The following is an 18,363-nucleotide window of genomic DNA, read 5'->3' as shown; positions in this document are numbered from 1 at the left end:
GACCCCTATCAATTCCAGTGGTGGGCGTTAGGGCTTGTGGGGGCCAGGCCAGCGGACCAGAAGAAGGGCGCAGATAAGGGGATAGACGGTCGTCTCTACTTCCATGATGAGCGGCCAAACTCTCAAGCTATTGGCAAAACGCACCAAGCCATTTTCTCAGTGAAGGCGGGGCATACCAGCGTGCCGCATGTCCGAGATTTGGTGGGCGTGCTACAGAGGGAGAAGGCGGATATTGGCGTCCTTATCTCTATGCAGGAGCCAACACAGCCGATGCAGTCCGAAGCCGCTAGCGCGGGTTTCTACCACTCGGACGTATGGGACAAGGACTATCCGCGTGTCCAGCTTCTCACGGTAGCGGACTTGCTAGGTGGCCGATCCGTGGCAATGCCGCCCATAGGTCAAGTCAACGTGACCTTTAAGAAAGCGCCAAAGGCAAAGGGTGAGCAAGCCGAAACTTTAGTCATGCCAATCGGTCAAACGGAGGATAATAGCGAGTAGATTGAGTGGAAGGCTTTTTGTGCAGGATTGGCAGTTGCACAAAAAGTAGGCGCTCAGACGGGGTTTTTGTGCAAAGCTGGTGTCCCCCAGATTCACCTATATCTCCCCCTCTCCGTTGGAGAGGGGGACCAAGGGGGTGAGGGCGTGAAAGCAGGAAAAGAGCGCTTCAAGGTCGCGGCGGCGCAGGTGACACCCGTGTTCCTGGACAGGGAGGCCACGGCGGACAAGGCCTGCGCCGTCATCGCGGAGGCGGGACGCAACGGCGCGCGGCTGGTCGTCTTCCCCGAATCGTTCATCCCCACCTATCCCGACTGGGTGTGGGCCATCCCGCCTGGCGACGAAGGGACGCTCAACGCCCTGTACGCGGAGTTCCTCGCCAACGCCGTGGAGATACCCGGCGCGGCGACGCAGCGCCTATGCGACGCCGCCCGGCGCGCCAGGACGTACGTGGTCATGGGCGTGACCGAACGCAATACCGAGGCGAGCGGCGGCACGCTGTACAACACCCTGCTGTACCTTGACGCGCAGGGGAACATCATGGGAAAGCACCGCAAGCTCGTGCCGACGGGCGGCGAGCGCCTGGTCTGGGGGCAGGGCGACGGGAGCACGCTGGATGTGTACGACACGCCCCTGGGCAAGCTCGGCGGGCTCATCTGCTGGGAGAACTACATGCCCCTGGCGCGGTACGCGATGTACGCGTGGGGCACGCAAATCCACGTCGCCGCCACGTGGGACCGCGGCGAGCCGTGGCTCTCCACGCTGCGGCACATCGCCAAAGAGGGGCGCGTGTACGTCATCGGCTGCTGCATGCCGCTGCGCCGGGACGACATCCCAGACCGGTACGATTTCAAGCAGAAGTTCTACTCTGGCGCGCGGGAGTGGATCAACGTGGGCGACAGCGCCATCGTCAACCCCAATGGGGAGTTCATCGCCGGGCCGGTCCATAAGAAAGAGGAGATACTCTACGCGGAGCTTGACCCGGTCCAGATGCGCGGGCCCAAATGGATGCTGGACGTGGCGGGGCACTACGCCCGTCCGGACGTGTTCCAGTTGACCGTCCGCAGGGACCCGCGACCGATGATCTCGACGGAGGCCGTCGCCGGGGACGCGCCGGAGAGCGCCACGCCGCCCAAGCGCGGTCGGGGCAGTCGCCGCAGCGCCAAACGCGCCGTGTAGATAACGCAAAAGGAGGCTGCGCCATGCGCGTCCGACTCGGCTCCCTGTTCCTGCAGAGCGACATCCGTGAGTGGGTCACGTGGGCGGAGATGTCCGAAGAGGCCGGATTCGAGATGGTGGGGGTGCCGGACAGCCAGTCGGTGTACCGGGAGCTGTACGTGACCTGCGCCCTGGCCGCCCTGCGCACCCGGCGGGCCATCATCGGGCCATGGGTCGCCAACCCGCTGACGCGGCACCCGGCCGTCCAGGCGAGCGCCATCGCGACGATTGACGAGGTGTCCGGCGGTCGCGCCATGCTGGGCCTTGGCACGGGGCACAGCGCCACGGACATGCTGGGCCTGAAGCCCGCCAGCCTGGAGTCGCTCCGGGAGTACGTGCTGGCGGTCAAAGAGCTGTTTGCGAAGAAAGAGACCCAGTACCAGGGCCGGACCGTGCGGCTGACCTGGCCCTCGCGGCCCGTGCCCGTCTATATCGCGGGCGCCGGGCCGAAAATCCTGCGCCTGGCGGGACAGGTCGCCGACGGCGTCATTGTGGGAAGCGGACTTCTGCCGGGCGTGGTGCGCGACTCCCTGGCCCAGATACGCCAGGGCGCTCTGGACGCGGGGCGGGACCCCTCCAGCGTTGACGTCTGGTGGCTGGCCCGCTGCTGCGTGGCGGACCGGCGGCAGGACGCTCTGCGGGAGATCCGCGCCGCCATCGCGACGCCGGGCAAGAGCGTGTTCCGCTTCGGCCAGGATGACCCGCACGTGCCGCCTGAGCTGCGGGAGCGCGTGGCCCGGTTGGTGCAGCGCTACCGCGTGGACGAGCACGGCATGCTCGGCGACGAGCGGGACAACGCGCGGGTGGTGGAGGAGCTGGGGCTGGTGGACTACCTGGCGGAGCGGTTCGCCATTGTGGGGACGCCGGAGGAGTGCGCGGAGCAGGTGAAGCGGGCGGCCGCCGCCGGCGCGAACCAGATTTGTCTGCGGCCCCAGGTGGCGGACAAGGCGCGCTTCTTCCGGACGTGGCGGGAGCGCGTTATGTCACACCTGAGCTAGTGTGGCGTTAGAAGCACACCGCACGAGAAGAGAGAGAGGGCCAGGATGTCTCCTGGCCCTCTCTCTCTTTTAGCGACGCAAACGGACTACTTGCTCTCCTTGTCTTCGGCGGCGTCCTCATCAGGCTTGCCTTCGCCGGCCTTGGCCTGGTCGGCCTCGCCGCCTTCCGCGTGGAAGCCCTCGGGGGCCGCGGCCACCGCCGGGGGCTCATCCCCCATCAAGCGGGCCACGTCCGCCGGGTTCAGCGTCCCCACCGGCTCGGCCAGTGCGCCCAGGAACGCCTTCTGCCGCTCCGCCAGATGCTGCTTGACCTCTTCCTCCAGCGCAGCCAGGCGCGCCGGAATCAGCCGGCCGATGATGACGTTCTCCTTGAGTCCCATGAGCCTGTCCACGCTCCCCTTCAGCGCCGCCTCGGTAAGGACGCGCGCCGTCTCCTGGAAGGAGGCGGCCGCCAGGAAGCTGTCGGTGGAGAGAGACGCCTTGGTGATGCCCAGCAGTACCTCCTGGGCCGTGGCGGGCTCGCCGCCTTCGGCCAGAACGCGGGCGTTGATTTCCTGGAAGACGAAGCGGTCCACCAACTCGCCCGGCAGCAGCTCCGTATCGCCGGGATTGTCAATGCGTACCTTTCGGAGCATCTGGCGGACCATGATCTCCATATGCTTGTCGTTGATGGTCACACCCTGGGCGCGGTAGACCTTCTGGACCTCCTCCACGAGGTACTGCTGCACGGCCTCCCGGCCCATGATGCGCAGGACTTCCTGCGGGTTCAGCAGCCCCTCCGTGAGCTGGTCGCCGGCCTTGATGTGGGCGCCCTTGGCCACCAGGACGCGAGCAGTGAGGGGCACCAGGTACTCCCGTTCCTCCCGCTCCTCGTAGACCACGGCCACCTTGCCGCCCTTGATCTCCACCTTGCCCGCGACCTGGGCCGTGACGGTGGGCGCCAGGGCGGTCTCCGTGGCCGGCTTGGCGTCCGCCGCCTGCTTGGCTCCGGCCTTGCCGCCCTTGCGTGACGGCTTCGAGTCCCCGGACAGAAGCGCCAGGGGTGTGCCTACCTCCACCACGTCTCCGTTCTTGACGGCGACCTCGTACCCGCGGGGCAGGTCATGCATGTGACGGAAGGTCTCGGTATTAAGAATTTGAATCCTGCGCCCGTCCGTCATCTGCTCAATGTCCACCACGCCCTCTATCTCCGCGATGACGGCCGCGCTCTTGGGGGAGCGGGCTTCAAACAGTTCCTCCACGCGGGGCAGGCCGCTGGTGATGTCCAAGCCCGCCACGCCGCCGGTGTGGAACGTGCGCAGGGTAAGCTGAGTGCCAGGCTCGCCGATGCTCTGGGCGGCGATGATACCCATGGCTTCGCCCTTCTGCGGCATCTGTCCGCGGGCCAGGCTGCGGCCATAGCAGGCCTTGCATATACCGCGTCGCGCCTCGCAATAGAGAGGGGAACGCACGCACAGGTGGTGCTTCTCCACGCCCACATGCTGGCGTGCCTTCTCCTGGTCGAAGCGCTTCTTCTCGACCAGGTACTTGACGGCGGTGATCCAGGTCTTGGACTCCTGCTCTGACTGCTCCGCCGTGGCGCCCGCCGCCTTCAGCCTGCCCGCGCGATAGGCCCGCAGGCTCTCCATGACGGCCTTGACCTTTTCTTCTTCGATGAGCTCGTTCCGCTCAACGATGATTTCGCCCGTCTTCAAGTCCACGAATGGCTTGGCCGCGACGCGGCCAAGGATGCGCTCACCCATGAGAGCCATCAGGGACTTGTCCGGCTGGTCCTCAATCCACAGGCCCACCTCGGCCCCGCAGTCGTCCTCCAGGACAATCATGTCCTGCGCCACGTCAATGAGCCGACGGGTCAGGTAACCGCTGTCGGCGGTCCGGAGAGCGGTGTCCGCCAGGCCCTTGCGCGCGCCGTGGGTGGAGATGAAATATTCCAGGACGCTGAGGCCCTCGCGGAAGCTAGCCCGAATGGGCAGGTCAATGATGCGGCCCCGCGGGTCCGACATGAGTCCGCGCATACCCGCCATCTGCTTGATCTGGGCGATGTTACCCTTGGCGCCGGAGGTGGCCATCAGGTAGATGCCGCCGTACTTGGGCAGCTCCTCCTTGACGATGGTCTCCATCTCTTCGCTGCAGCGCGTCCAGATCTGAACGGCGGCGCTGTACCGCTCGTCTTCAGTGATAAGGCCACGCCTGAATTGCGTGTCGGTCTCCAGGATTTCCGCGTCCGCCTTGGCCAGAACCTGCTTTTTCTTGCCCGGCACCTCCAGGTCGGCGATGCCGATGGTGATTCCGGACTGGGTGGCGTACCGGAACCCCGTGCGCTTGATCCTGTCCAGCGTGTCCGCGGTGACCTCGTTGCCCATCTTGTGATAACACTCGGCAACCAGCTCTTTCAGGGACTTCTTGTCCATGAGCTGGTTGCGGAAGCGCATTGACTCCGGCAGGGTCTCATTGAAGATAATGCGCCCCACGGTGGTGCCCACAATCTGGGACGTGCCGTTCTGGCCTATGCGGACACGCACCTTGGAGTGCAAGTCCACAACTCCCAGGTCATTGGCCAGCTTGGCCTCATCGAAATTGCTGAAGACCATACCCTCGCCCACGCCGCCCTGCCGCTCCATGGTCAGGTAGTAGCACCCCAGCACCATGTCCAGGGTGGGCGCCACCAGCGGCTCGCCGGAGGCGGGAGACAACATGTTCTTGGTGCTGAGCATGACCTTCTTGGCTTCCATGACCGCGGCGTAGGACAGCGGCACGTGCACGGCCATCTGGTCGCCGTCGAAGTCGGCGTTGAAGGCGGTGCACACCAGCGGATGGAGTTGGATGGCGCTCCCCTCGATAAGAACGGGCTCAAAGGCCTGGATGCCCAAGCGGTGCAGAGTGGGCGCGCGGTTCAGCAGAACCACCCTGTCCTTGATGGCATCCTCCAGCACATCCCAGACCTCCGGCTTGGACCGCTCCACCATGCGCTTCGCGCTCTTGATGTTATGGGCCATGCCCCTGGCTACGAGGCGCTGGATGACGAAGGGCTTGAACAACTCCAGGGCCATGCGCTTGGGCAGCCCGCACTGGCCGAGCCGCAGCTCCGGCCCCACGACGATGACCGAGCGCCCGCTGTAGTCCACCCGCTTGCCCAGCAGGTTCTGGCGGAAGCGCCCTTGCTTGCCCCGCAGCAGGTCGCTCATGGACTTGAGCTTGTGGTTGTGGCTGCCGGAAATGGCCCGGCCACGCCGCCCGTTGTCTATGAGGGCGTCCACCGACTCCTGGAGCATCCGCTTCTCGTTGCGGACGATGATCTCCGGCGCACCCAGCTCCAGCAATCGCCGGAGACGGTTGTTCCGATTGATGACGCGGCGGTAGAGGTCGTTCAGGTCGCTGGTGGCGAAGCGGCCGCCGTCCAATTGCACCATGGGCCGCAGCTCCGGCGGCAGCACGGGCAGAACCTTCAGGATCATCCACTCCGGCTTGTTGGTGCTCTTGCGCAGGGCCTCCGCCACCCGCAGGCGCTTGGTGGCCTTCTTGCGCCGCTGGCCGGAGGTGGAACGAATCTCCTCGTAGAGTTCGCTCCGCAGCTTCTCCAGATCAACGTCCTTAAGGATTTCCAGGATGGCCTCGGCGCCCATGCCGCAGGTGAAGATGTCGCCGTACTTCTGTTTCAGGTCCCGGTAGCGGTTCTCCGTATAGAGCTGCAAAGGGCGCATCTCTTCCAGGTCGTCCAGCCGGGTCTGCAGGTCGCTCTGCAGGCGTCCCTTCTCTTCGTCGAGAGCGGTCAGCTCAGGCTGGACCTCTTGCAGCGCCACCTTGCGGATTTCCTGGACTTGGGCCTGGAGGGACTCGGTGTCAGCCCGCGTGCGCTCCGCGGCCTGGAGCTCCACTTCCTTCAGGGCACGGGCCAGGAGGTCCTTCAGGCTGCTCAGGTGGCGCTGGGCTACCGTATCGCCCTTCTTGACCACGGTGGCGCTGTTGAACTGCACCGGCTCCGTGACCTTCTTGCCCACCTTTGCCGCAAGGCTCTCTCCCAGAGTCGCAGCTTCCTTTTCGAGCCGAGTCCTCTGCTTGTCCGTCTCGGCGCGGATGGCTTTCTCTATGGCCTCAATTTGCTTCCGAAGAGATTCGGTCTTGGGAGCGATCTTCTCCTCGACCTGGGCATGCTTGTTCTGGACCTCGGCATCCTTGTCGGCAATGGCCTTCTGTGCATCTTGCTGAGATTGGTCCACGAGTTTGTCACGGGCCTCGGTGTCCAGGCGGATGACGACGTACTGAGCGAAGTAGAGGACCCGCTCAAGGCTGCGCGGCGACATGTCCAGGAGAAGCCCGAGGCGGCTGGGGATGCCCTTGGCGAACCAGATGTGCGCCACGGGCGCCGCCAGCTCAATGTGCCCCATGCGCTCCCGGCGCACCTTGGCGCGGGCCACTTCCACGCCGCAGCGGTCGCACTTGATGCCCTTATAGCGTATCCGCTTATACTTGCCGCAATAGCACTCAAAGTCCTTGGTCGGGCCGAAGATGCGTTCGCAGAACAGCCCGTCCTTCTCCGGCTTGAGCGTCCGATAGTTAATAGTCTCCGGCTTGATCACCTCGCCATAGGACCACTGCCTTATCTGGTCCGGCGAGGCCAGGGATATGCGGATGGCGTTGAACTCGGCGGTCTCAGGCATGTTCGCTCACGCTCCTGCGGTGTGCATTACGGGGCTGAGCCCCTCAAGTCTGTTTGCCCAGGCGTCCGCTAAAGGCCCTTCTCCATCTCCGGCATGTCCAGAGAGGATGTCTCCGGCAGCTTGACTGGCTCCTCTTCGTTGAGCAGCTCCACAGCCAGGCCAAGCGCCTGAAGCTCCTTCAACAGCACGTGGAAGGACTCCGGAACGCCGGATGGAGTGGTATCCTCCCCCTTCACAATGGCCTCATAGGTCTTCACACGTCCGACCACGTCGTCGGACTTGACCGTGAGAATCTCCTGGAGGTTGTAGGCCGCCGAGTAGGCCTCGAGCGCCCAGACCTCCATCTCACCGAACCGCTGCCCGCCGAACTGGGCCTTGCCGCCCAGGGGCTGCTGCGTGATGAGCGAGTAAGGGCCCGTGGAACGGGCGTGAACCTTGTCCTCCACCAGGTGGATGAGCTTCATCATGTAGATGTAGCCCACCGTGATGGGTTGATCAAACGGCTCACCCGTGCGCCCGTCGTACAGGACGACTTTCCCGAACACCGGAGGCGCCATCTGCTTCTCCCGGTGGAGCCGCAGCGCCAAGGCGACCAACTGATCGTTGGGGAGCTGCTTCACGTCCTGAACGCGAAAGTCCTTGAGGTAGGACTTGAACTCGGCGCCCAGGAAAGGCTCCGCTTTCTCCTTCAGCCATATCTCCAGGCCTGCGCGGCGCGCGTCTCCCTGGTGCTTGTCGCTGAATATCTTGTCGGCGTTGTAACCGCGCTCGGCGACCCAGGCGCGGGCTTTCGCCCAGTCAATTACTACGTCCCCGGTCAGCGATCCCCGCGGCACGCTGCCTGACTCCGCCACAATCCAGGCGCGCCCCAGGGCGTCTTCTATGTCCACGTCCCGCGCCCCGTCAAAGACGGGCGTGACGGCCCTGAATCCCAGCGCCCGCGCGGCCCATCCCAAGTGCGTCTCCAGCACTTGGCCCAGGTTCATGCGGCTCGGCACGCCGATGGGGTTGAGGATGATGTCCACCGGCGTCCCGTCCGCCAGGACAGGCATGTCTTCCACGGGCATGATGCGGGAGATGACTCCCTTGTTGCCGTGCCGGCCCGCCATCTTATCGCCCACGGATATCTTGCGCGTCTGGGCTATCCATACGCGCACCAGCTTGTTGACGCCCGGCGGCAGCTCGGGGTGAGACTCGCGGGAGAACACCTTGACCAGTATGATCTTGCCCCTTTCGCCGTGCGGAACCCGCAGGGAGGTGTCCTTGACCTCGCGGGCCTTCTCGCCGAAGACGGCGCGCAGCAGCTTCTCCTCCGCAGTCAACTCGGTCTCTCCCTTGGGAGTGATCTTGCCGACCAGGATGTCGCCGGGGCCTACCTCCGCGCCCACCCGGATGATGCCTTCCTCGTCCAGGTCGCGCAGGCTCTCTTCTCCGACGTTGGGGATGTCCCGCGTGATCTCTTCCGGGCCGAGCTTGGTCTCGCGGGCTTCCACCTCGTGCTTCTCGATGTGAATGGACGTGAACTTATCGTCCCGGACCATGGTTTCGCTGAGGATGATGGCGTCCTCGAAGTTGTAGCCCTCCCACATCATGAACGCACAGAGGACGTTCTGGCCCAGGGCCAACTCTCCCTTGTCGGTGGACGAGCTGTCCGCAAGCGGCGTGCCGGGCACGGCCTTGTCCCCGACCTCCACGATGGCGCGCTGGTTGATGCACGTGCCCTGGTTGGACCGCAGGAACTTCAGCAGCGGATAGGCATGCTCCTGGCCCTTCTTGTCCCGGACCACTATCTCCCTGCCGTTGGACTTCACGACAGTCCCCTCCACGGTGGAGAGGAGCACCTGACCGCTGTCGCGCGCCACCTGGACCTCCATGCCGGTGCCCACCAGAGGAGCCTCAGGCCGCACGAGGGGCACAGCCTGGCGCTGCATGTTGGATCCCATCAGCGCGCGGTTGGCGTCATCGTGCTCCAGGAATGGAATCATGCCCGTGGAAACGCTCACAATCTGCTTGGGCGAGACGTCCATGAAGTCTACGTTGTCCGGCGCGCTGGTCAGGAATGTGGCGCCATGGCGCGCCTCGACCTTGGATTCGATGAACTCGTTCTTGCCGTCCAGGCGCGAGCTGGCCTGGGCGATGATGAACCTGTCCTCTCGGTCCGCGGAGAGATAGACAATATCGCTGGACACGAAGGGGCGCAACTTGACCATCACTCCGTCAAGGCGCTGGAGGCTCTTGGCCAGCTCAGGCGTGATGGACTGGCCCGCCTTTGCGACGGTCTTATGGGCCTTGTCCTTCACGTCCTCCTGGAGCGTCCTGCCCGCATAGTTGCCAATCTGGCTGGAAACCACCTCGCGCACGACGCGACGATACGGTGTCTCCACGAATCCGTACGCATTGATGCGGGCGTAGGTGGCCAGGGATCCCAGCAGTCCGATGTTCGGGCCTTCCGGCGTCTCAATGGGGCAGATGCGGCCATAGTGGGAGTGGTGAATATCCCGCACGTCGAAGCCCGCGCGCTCGCGGGAGAGGCCGCCGGGGCCCAGGGCCGAAAGGCGGCGCTTGTGCGTCAGCTCCGCCAGAGGGTTGGTCTGGTCCATGAACTGGCTGAGTTGAGAGCCACCGAAGAATTCCTTGATGGCCGCCACGACGGGCCGGATATTGATAAGCGCGGAAGGGACCGCCGCGTCGGGGTCAATCAGGGTCATGCGCTCCTTGACGACGCGCTCCATACGGAGCAAGCCGACGCGGAGCTGGTTCTGGATAAGCTCACCCACGGCCCGGACGCGCCGGTTGCCCAGGTGGTCAATATCGTCGCCTTCGTCCAGGCCGTTGTTTATCCGGATCGTCTGCCGCACGATGGCGACCATGTCGTCAGGCGTGAGCACCCGATGCTCCGGCTTGATATCCTTGGGCAAAGACAGGTCCAGGCGGGAGCACAGCTTGTAGCGGCCCACCTTGCCCAGGTCATATCGGCGGAACTGGAAGAACAGGGACTTAAGGAGGTCCCGGGCGTTCTGGACGCTGGGAGGCTCCCCGGGACGCAGGCGTTTGTAGAAGTCTATAAGGGCCTGCTCCTCGTTCGTGACACTCGAGTCCTTCTCGATGGTGGTCTTGATGTACCGGTGCTCCGGGTTGTCGTCCACCTTCTTGAAGAGGTCCAGTATTTTCTCGTCCGTGCCGAAGCCCATGGCGCGCAGGAGCGTGGTCACGTAGATCTTGCGCTTGCGGTCCACCTTGACCGACATGATGTCCTTGTTGGAGGTCTCGAACTCCAGCCAGGCGCCTCGATTGGGGATGACCTTGGCGGAGCACAGGTTGCGCCCGGTGGCGACGTCCTCCTCCAGGGTGAAGTAAACGCCAGGCGAGCGGACCAACTGGCTGACCACGACCCGCTCGGCGCCGTTGATGATGAACGTGCCTTTGCTGTTCATCATGGGGATGTCGCCGAAGTAGAGGCGCTGCTCGGCCACTTCCCCCGTGTGCTTCTTCACGAGTTTGACCTGCACCGACAGGGGAGCGGCGTAGGTCATGTCCTGCTCCCGGCATTCCGCCTCGGTGTACTTGGGCGACCCGAATTCGTAGCCCTCGAAGTGCAGCTCGAAGCGCCCGCCGGTGAAGTCCTGGACCGGCGAGATTTCGTCGAGAAGCTCACGCAGCCCTTCGCGCTTGAACCACTCGAAGGAGTTTATCTGCGTCTCGATCAGGCTGGGGATAGGCAGGACCTCCGGGATGTGCGCATAGCTCTTCTCCTGGAGGCGAAGGCCATTGCGCGGTACGGGGACAATCGTCGTCATGAGTCCACGCTCCTCAAAGTGACAGGTGGGCCGCAACGCGCGGCCCGGCGCCTACCGACGCAAGCGCAGCCAGAATGGGGAAAACGGATGGCAGCTCGGAGAGGTCATCATTTGGCAAATTTCAATGGTAGCACCCGATTGCCCTATTGTCAATAGCTGGGCCGGGCATATTTCTCGACATCACTCATGCAATCGCCGAAGTGTAGAAGCGGGACTCCCGCGCCGCCGATGGCGGACGGGCCAGCGGCGACTCCGAGGGACGCCCACACGCCAACCGGCATGGCCTCTCCGCCAATCGGCGCTTCCGCGAGAACATATTGACACATAAGCATATGTATGTCATAGTGCTCGTGGAGGTGACTTTCATGACGACAACGCTGAAACGCACGACGATCTTTCTGACGCCGGAGCAGCACGAGCGGCTGCGGAGCATCGCCTTCGAGCGGCGGACGTCCATGGCGAGGCTGCTGCGCGACGCGGCGATGGAGATCATGGAGGACAAGGAGGACATACGGGAGGGAACGAAGGCGCTGGCGGACGCTGAAGGCACCGTGACTCTGGAGCAGTTCCATAGGGAAAGAATGGCGCGGCGTGCAATACAGCGTCAAACTGCGTAAAGCCGCTCAAAAGCAGCTTGAAGAATTGCCGGACGGGGTCTATTCAACGGTCTGGCGGAGGATGGTTGGGCTCGGGGAGGACCCCCGTCCGCCGGGAGCCTTGAAGCTGGCAAGCGCCGACCTCTGGCGCATCCGCGCCGGACGCTACCGCGTCATCTACGCCATCAACGACTCCGAGCAGGAGGTCACCGTCGTTCGCGTGGCCCGCCGTAGCGAGGGGACGTACCGCGGCCTCTAGCGCCCGTAACTGAAATACGCATACGAAATTGTCATTGCGACAGACTTCGGGGACTCCGCACCAGCGCTTGTTCCAAAACCAGCTTGCTACCCCCGAATAAATTCGGGGGCGTTGACGCCCCGCAATGAATTGCGGGGTGAACGAATGACCCTGGAATAGCTTAGCACAGCAGGGCGCTGCTCACCCCCACGGCCTTATCAGGCGGCTTCCACGTTCTCCAACTGAATGAGTCGCCGCTTGCCTTTTCCGAAGACCCGCTCTTTCGCCGACAGTATCTCAATCCCGGCTATGCGGCCTTCCGCGTCATAGTCAATGGCAATGTCCTCATCCAGGCGCTTCGTGGTCACGGTCGTCTTCCTGCTCTCGATGTACAGCGCGTCCGCTTTGGGGTCGTACCTCATCTTCATGACAGCCTCCTAGAAGTAGAACACGTAGGCCGTAATGCCCACTATCGCATCCTCTTCCTCGATGAACATCGGTGCAACCTGTTTGGTCGTATACCGCTTTCCATTCCAGAGTCCATATGTAAGGGAAATCCAGGGCGCACTCAAATCTGCCGGACCTGGCGGGCGTCCACGCGGCCCGCCGGATCGCCTCGGCCACTTCGTCGCGGAACGTGCCGCGTCGCGCCATGCTCTCCAGGGCGTGGCGAGTGAATCGGATTGGCTTCCTGGGTTTCCCAGCCATCACACCACCACCATCGCGTTCGCAGTGCTGCGGCAATGACACGAGAAGGGTTCGTTCAGCGCCCGTTCTTGGCTGTTGTGAGGCTTAACGGTTCGGGCTGAGCGGCCTGTTATACGTTCCTACTGTCGCTCGCGCCGCCCTACGAAGAATAAATTCGTAATCCTTCTTGGATACTCGCCTCTGGCAAATGCGCGGGCGATTTCCTTCGCTACAGCCTTGTCGAGAGCGGCCATGTTCCTTTGGACAGCACATGCGTACCTAAATAGCTCTACCCGTCTAGAGAACCTGAATCCAAGTATATCGCGTACATTTGGGTTTATCGGGAGCTTGCCACGAACCTCGAAGCCGTCCGCACACCGTACAAGAGAGATTGTTAATAGGGTGTCGACGGGTGTGTAGTGCACGAAACAATCTCGATAGTTCTTTAGCTTGTTGACCCACCTTAGTTGGGCCTTTTGCATGACCCCCAGAGGCCCCGCATCTCCTTCCTTTTTGCAGAATCGATTGAAGTTCGCGGGCATTTCCTCTTTATACGCCGTGCCTGCGACACGAGCCAGAAGGTCAAGCGCAATGTTGATTTCGGACAGAAACGACTCGAAATCCCAGTAGACCCTCTGCACCTTCTCGTTGCTAACAGACACGCCACCGCATGACTGGCTCCGGCGAATTGTTGGAGTGAGTTCAGCGCGAATCTCTTGGTAGAGATCGCTAATTGTTCTCAGCCGGAAGTCGGCGCAATCAAGGTGATAGCGATAGCAGCGCGGATACTCGCGAGCAAACCAGAAGAACTCAGCATACTTGTAACCCTGGTTCAGAGCACTGACGTTATGCAGGTGAAATCTAATCCGGTCCAGTACGCGAACCACTTCCGGCGAGAAAAGACGAAAGGACGGCAGCTTCGGAACCGGCTTCACGATACTAACGTCGCTCCGTTCGTCAGCCATGACTCGTCCTTTCGCACATGCCACTTGGTCAGGTTGCATTATTGCAGCATACACTCAATAAGGAGTGCACACTTGACAGCATGGTCGGTCGACAGGGACGGGTTTCGTGCTATAGCACCACCATCGCATCCCCGAAGCTGTAGAAGCGGTACTCGCGCGCCGCCGCCTCGCGGTACGCCGCCAGCACCCGCTCCGTGCCCGCGAACGCCGCCACCAGCATCAGCAGGCTCGACCTCGGCAGGTGGAAGTTCGTCAGCAGCGCGTCCACCAGCCGGAAGCGGTGCCCGGGCAGGATGAACGTGTCCGTCTCCCCCGCGTACGGCGGCACGACGCCATCCTCGCGCATGCGCTGCCCGACGGTCTCCAGCGCCCGCACCGCCGTCGTGCCCACGGCGACGATGCGCCGTCCCTCACGCCGCGCGCAGGTCAGCGCCTCGGCGGTCGCGTCCGGAACCTCGCAGTGCTCGCGGTGGAGCTTGTGCTGGCGCGGGTCATCCTCGGTCACGGGCCGGAAGGTGTCCAGCCCGATGTGCAGCGTGACGAACGCGAAATCGACGCCCTGCTCTTGCAGTCGCCGCAGCAGGTCGGGCGTGAAGTGCAGGCCCGCCGTCGGGGCCGCGGCGCTCCCCTTCACCCGCGCATAGACCGTCTGGTAGCGCTCCGGGTCGGCCAGCGGCGCGCGGATGTACGGCGGCAGCGGGACCACGCCGAGCCTGTCGAGCGCCGACTCGTCGGAAAAGCGCACGGTGCGCACGCCGCCCTCGCCGACGCCGACGACCTCGGCCTCGACCGTCGGCGCGCCGTCCTCGCCGCCGAGCCGCACGCGCGCGCCCGGCTGCACGCGACGTCCCGGCTTCCCAAGCGCCTCCCACGCGCCATCCGGCATGCGGCGCAGCAGCAGCAGCTCCACCTTGCCGCCGGTGCCGGGCCTGCGCCCGAACAGCCGCGCGGGGATGACGCGCGAGTCGTTGAACACCAGCAGGTCGCCGCGCCGCAGGTAGTCGCCGACCTCGAAGAAACGCCGGTGCTCGATGGCGCCGGTGTCGCGGTGGAGGACGAGCAGGCGGCTGTGGTCGCGCGGCTCGACGGGCGTCTGGGCGATGAGGCGTTCCGGCAGCGGGTAGTCGAAGTCGCTGGTGCGCATGCGGGGTCAGCGGAAGAGGCGGAAGACGACGTTCAGCAGGACGGTGAGGACGACGCTCACGAGGGCCATCGTCACGATGGGAACGTAGAGGGTGAACCCCTCGCGCTGGACGACGATGTCGCCCGGCAGGCGGCCCAGCCACGGGATGCCGCGGCCCGCCAGCAGCAGCACGCCGCCCAGCGCGGCCATGACCGCGCCCGCGATGAGCAGCAGCCGCCCGACGCCCTCCAGACCCGCCATGCCGCTTACCCCACCTTGTACTTCGCCAGCGCCTTTTCGTCCAGCTCCCAGCCCAGGCCCGGCTTCTGCGACATGAGCATGTAGCCGTCCACCACCTGCGGCTGCTCCTTCAGCAGCGGGAACGACCACGGCATGTGCTCCACGATGATGACGCCCGGGTACGCGGCGCCCATGTGGCCGAGCACCTCCGGCATAACGTGCGTGGCGAGAGGGATGTTCATCACCTCGCAGTAGCCCGCCATCTTGCGCCAGGGCGTCAGCCCGCCGACGCGGTGGATGTCCACCATCAGAATGTCCACGGCCTTATGTTCGATGAACTCGCGGAGCGGCGCGGTGCCGTAGCGGTACTCGCCCGCGGCGACGGGCGTCCGCAGCGAGGCCGATACGTGCGCCATGCCCGCAACGTCGTCCCGCGTCACGGGGTCCTCCAGCCAGTACAGGTTGAACTCCTCCAAAAGATGGCCCACTTGCACCGCGCGCTGGGGCGTCCACGCCTCGTTTATGTCCACCATAAGCTCGATGCCGTCGCCGATGGCCTCGCGCACCGCCCTCACCCGCTCCAGCTCCTGCGCGACGGTGCGGTCGCCGCCCAGGCGCATCTTCATGGCGCGGAAGCCGCGCTTCACGTAGTCGGCGGCGGAGCGCGCCAGCTCGTCGGGCGTCATGGAGCGCCAGAGGCCGTCGCTGGAATAGACGTACACCTTGTCGCGGAAGCCGCCCAGCATCTTCCACAGCGGCATGCCCGCCGCCTTCGCCGCGATGTCCCACAGCGCGGTGTCAATCATCGCCATCGTGTGGGCGGCCACACCCACAGGGCCGAGGCCGCTGTGCGTCCGCATCTTCTCCCACGCGCGCTCCACCATGAGCGGGTCGTCGCCCACCAGAAAGGCGCCAAGCTCGTCGGTGAACATGCGCAGCGCCTTGAGCTGGCGGCTGTTCGCCGACCAGGCCATGCCGACGCCCTGCAACCCACTGTCAGTCCGCATCTGCGTGATGATGTACCCCAGCGAGACGTACTTGACGTCGCGGGGGCCGCTGAATGCGCGCTCCAGAGGCACCTCGGCGACGGTGGTGGTAACGGACTGAATCTTCATCGTATCCTTCTCCGTTCGATATCGCTAGTGTGGCGTCCACGAAGCTAGCCGTAGTGTCATTGCGAGGCCCGCTGGTTCGAGTTCCTCACCACAGGCTCCGGAGGGCCGCCGCAGCGCGCGCGCACGGCGTGGCAATCTGGCGGCGGGGTCCGCACACCTCCACCAGATTGCTTCGTCGTCCTTCCACGGAAGGACTCCTCGCAATGACGACTTCGTAAGCGTATTGTAGGTAAAGGACACTCGGACGGCCTTATCCGGCCGCCGCCTTCGCGAGTTTGACCGTGTTCACGAGCAGCATAGCGATGGTCATCGGCCCGACGCCGCCGGGGACAGGCGAGATGGCCGCCGCCACCTCTTTCACCGCGTCGAAGTCCACGTCACCGACGAGCCGGTAGCCCGACTTCTTCGTGGAGTCCTCGACGCGGTTCGTGCCCACGTCAATGACCACGACGCCGGGCTTGACCATGTCCGCCGTGATCATGCGCGCGCTGCCCGCGGCGGCGATGAGGATGTCCGCCTGTCGGACGATGTCCGGCAGGTTGCGAGTGCCGGTGTGGCAGATGGTCACGGTCGCGTTGGCGCCGGGGGCCTTCTGCATGAGCAGCAGCGCCGCCGGCTTGCCCACGATGTTGCTGCGCCCGCACACGACGACGTGCTTGCCCGCGGGGTCGTAGCCGCTGCGCAGGAGCATCTGCTGGACGCCCGCCGGCGTGCAGGACACGACGTTCGGCTGGCCGAGCGCCAGGCGGCCCATGTTCACGGGATGGATGCCATCCGCGTCCTTCGCAGGCGAGATGGCGTTGAGGACGGTGGCCTCGTGGATGTGCCGGGGCAACGGGAGCTGGACAAGAATGCCGTGGAAGCGGCTGTCGAAGTTCAGCCTGTCCACGACGCCGAGCAGCTCCGCCTCCGTGGTGTTGTGCGGCAGGCGGACGGTCTCCGCGAAGATGCCTGCCTCGGCGCAGGCCTTCGCCTTGTTGCGCACGTACACCGCCGACGCGGGGTCGTCGCCGACGAGCACGGCGGCGAGGCCGGGCGTGACCTTGTGCGACTGCTGGAGCTTCACGACGTCCGCGGCGACCTCGGCGCGGACCTGCTGGGCAATGGCTAAGCCGTCAATGATTCTCGCTGTCACGTTCTTGCTCTCCAAAATGGCTTGTCCAGTCCTGCGGGAGGCGAAGGCTTTACGTCTGTATTCGCCAGCGTAGACCCTTCGCTCCGCTCAGGGTGACTTCTGTGCCTGTGTCATTCTGAGCGCAGCGAAGAATCTACCTCTCGTCCAGAACGCTCGCGCTCCTTCGTATGTCGGAGAGGGCCGAGGATGAGGCCTCTTACTGAGCCTTTCGCATCGTGTACTTCTCGAACGCCTCGTAGCAGAGCGGCACCGTCTGCTTCGCGATGGACGCGAGCACGTCGGCGTAGCGCCGTATCTCAAGCTGCGCGCCCTCATCCGTGCGCAGCCTGACGAAGTTCATGAGGGAGCGGAAGTTGATGGTCCAGTAGAACTCCGTGTAGTAGGCGGTGCCCAGCACTCCACGGAACACCTCGCGGACGCGGCGCCGCAGCAGCAGGTTCTCCGGCCCCTTGAGCCGGTTCCCCTTCTCGATCATGCGCTCGTAGAAGGCGTGCTCCTGCTGCATCAGCTTCGCGTACTCGTCGAAGTCGCGCTCGTCGAAGAGGCCGCCGGGCAGGTCGTTCTTGCTCGGCACGTAGAACTCCTCGGCGAAGACGCGGTAGCGGGCGGAGCGCTCGTTGTAGCTGGCGATGCGGTGGCGGAACCACTGGCGCGCCACGAAGATGGGGCACTTGACCATGAACTGAAAGACCACGTGCTCGAACGGCGTCTCGTGGTGGTTCTCCATCAGGAAGGAGATGAGCTTGCGGTCTTTCTCGATGTCTCCCGCCTTGCTGCCGGTGGAGACGCGCGCCGCCTCGACGACGCGCAGGTCGGAGCCGATGCAGTCGAGCAGGACGATATGGCCCTTGTCCAACACGGGGAAGGTACGGCCCTTCAGGGCGTCGGCGGGCTGAGCGGGGGGCTGGTTTTGCACGGACAGACCTCTCGTTGGGGGCTGCGCCTATTATGCTGCCCGTTTTTGTCCAGCGTCAAGGAGATGAGAGGGTAGGCCATCCCCCTTGATCCCCCTTCCTGTCCGGAAGGGGGAGATAAATAGCGTTGGGGGACACCCCCAGACCCCCGTCAAAGGGGCCTAGCCCCTCTGAACTCCCTGTT

14 protein-coding genes are annotated in these 18,363 nt (G+C 64.2%); 5 read left to right on the top strand and 9 right to left on the bottom strand.

Translation table 11 applies throughout. From position 1 onward, the window contains the following. The 3 genes from Q7T26_10620 to Q7T26_10610 form a co-directional block, all read left to right on the top strand. The coding region (locus tag Q7T26_10620) for a restriction endonuclease (protein ID MDO8532595.1) at positions 1-498 on the top strand (498 nt) is incomplete at its 5' end. A gap of 144 nt (positions 499-642) precedes the next feature. Beyond that, on the top strand, positions 643-1,674 hold the full coding sequence (locus Q7T26_10615) for a carbon-nitrogen hydrolase family protein (GenBank protein ID MDO8532594.1): 1,032 nt from the start codon (positions 643-645) through the stop codon (positions 1,672-1,674). 23 nt (positions 1,675-1,697) lie between these two features. Next, positions 1,698-2,711, top strand: coding sequence for an LLM class flavin-dependent oxidoreductase (locus Q7T26_10610; protein ID MDO8532593.1), 1,014 nt, complete (start codon positions 1,698-1,700; stop codon positions 2,709-2,711). Between the two features lie 86 nt (positions 2,712-2,797). On the opposite strand, the gene rpoC is transcribed toward Q7T26_10610, so the two are convergent. Beyond that, a complete protein-coding gene (gene rpoC, locus Q7T26_10605) occupies positions 2,798-7,369 on the bottom strand; it encodes a DNA-directed RNA polymerase subunit beta' (GenBank protein ID MDO8532592.1) in 4,572 nt (1,523 codons plus the stop codon). 68 nt (positions 7,370-7,437) lie between these two features. Beyond that, positions 7,438-11,166 carry a DNA-directed RNA polymerase subunit beta gene (locus tag Q7T26_10600; GenBank protein MDO8532591.1) on the bottom strand — a complete coding sequence of 1,243 codons (3,729 nt, stop codon included), beginning with the start codon at positions 11,164-11,166 and terminating at the stop codon, positions 7,438-7,440. A 365-nt stretch (positions 11,167-11,531) separates the two neighbouring features. Between Q7T26_10600 and Q7T26_10595 the strand changes: the two genes are divergently transcribed. Beyond that, positions 11,532-11,783, top strand: a complete 252-nt coding sequence (locus Q7T26_10595) for a hypothetical protein (GenBank protein ID MDO8532590.1) — start codon at positions 11,532-11,534, stop codon at positions 11,781-11,783. Beyond that, positions 11,758-12,021, top strand: coding sequence for a type II toxin-antitoxin system RelE/ParE family toxin (locus Q7T26_10590; protein MDO8532589.1), 264 nt, complete (start codon positions 11,758-11,760; stop codon positions 12,019-12,021). The genes Q7T26_10595 and Q7T26_10590 overlap by 26 nt, the downstream gene beginning before the upstream one ends. Before the next feature lie 197 nt (positions 12,022-12,218). Here the strand turns inward: Q7T26_10590 and Q7T26_10585 are convergent, their stop codons facing one another. From Q7T26_10585 to thyX, 7 genes are all read right to left on the bottom strand, one after another. Further along, on the bottom strand, positions 12,219-12,428 hold the full coding sequence (locus Q7T26_10585) for a DUF2283 domain-containing protein (protein ID MDO8532588.1): 210 nt from the start codon (positions 12,426-12,428) through the stop codon (positions 12,219-12,221). Positions 12,429-12,827: 399 nt separating this feature from the next. After that, positions 12,828-13,652: a hypothetical protein gene (locus Q7T26_10580; GenBank protein ID MDO8532587.1), complete on the bottom strand. Its 825-nt coding sequence runs from the start codon at positions 13,650-13,652 to the stop codon at positions 12,828-12,830. A gap of 109 nt (positions 13,653-13,761) precedes the next feature. Beyond that, positions 13,762-14,796: a tRNA preQ1(34) S-adenosylmethionine ribosyltransferase-isomerase QueA gene (gene queA / locus Q7T26_10575; GenBank protein ID MDO8532586.1), complete on the bottom strand. Its 1,035-nt coding sequence runs from the start codon at positions 14,794-14,796 to the stop codon at positions 13,762-13,764. Between the two features lie 6 nt (positions 14,797-14,802). Next, entirely contained in the window at positions 14,803-15,036 is a 234-nt protein-coding gene (locus Q7T26_10570; GenBank protein ID MDO8532585.1) for a DUF2905 domain-containing protein, read from the bottom strand. Between the two features lie 5 nt (positions 15,037-15,041). Further along, a complete protein-coding gene (locus Q7T26_10565) occupies positions 15,042-16,130 on the bottom strand; it encodes a mandelate racemase/muconate lactonizing enzyme family protein (protein ID MDO8532584.1) in 1,089 nt (362 codons plus the stop codon). A 250-nt stretch (positions 16,131-16,380) separates the two neighbouring features. Then, on the bottom strand, positions 16,381-17,265 hold the full coding sequence (folD, locus tag Q7T26_10560; protein ID MDO8532583.1) for a bifunctional methylenetetrahydrofolate dehydrogenase/methenyltetrahydrofolate cyclohydrolase FolD: 885 nt from the start codon (positions 17,263-17,265) through the stop codon (positions 16,381-16,383). A 196-nt stretch (positions 17,266-17,461) separates the two neighbouring features. Beyond that, a complete protein-coding gene (gene thyX / locus Q7T26_10555) occupies positions 17,462-18,181 on the bottom strand; it encodes an FAD-dependent thymidylate synthase (protein ID MDO8532582.1) in 720 nt (239 codons plus the stop codon). Between the last annotated feature and the right edge of the window lie 182 nt (positions 18,182-18,363).

The sequence above is a fragment of the Dehalococcoidia bacterium genome, assembly GCA_030648205.1.
Lineage (GTDB): Bacteria > Chloroflexota > Dehalococcoidia > JAUSIH01 > JAUSIH01 > JAUSIH01.
Note: the sequence above shows the minus strand (reverse complement) of the source record. Positions and strands in the feature narration are given on the sequence as shown.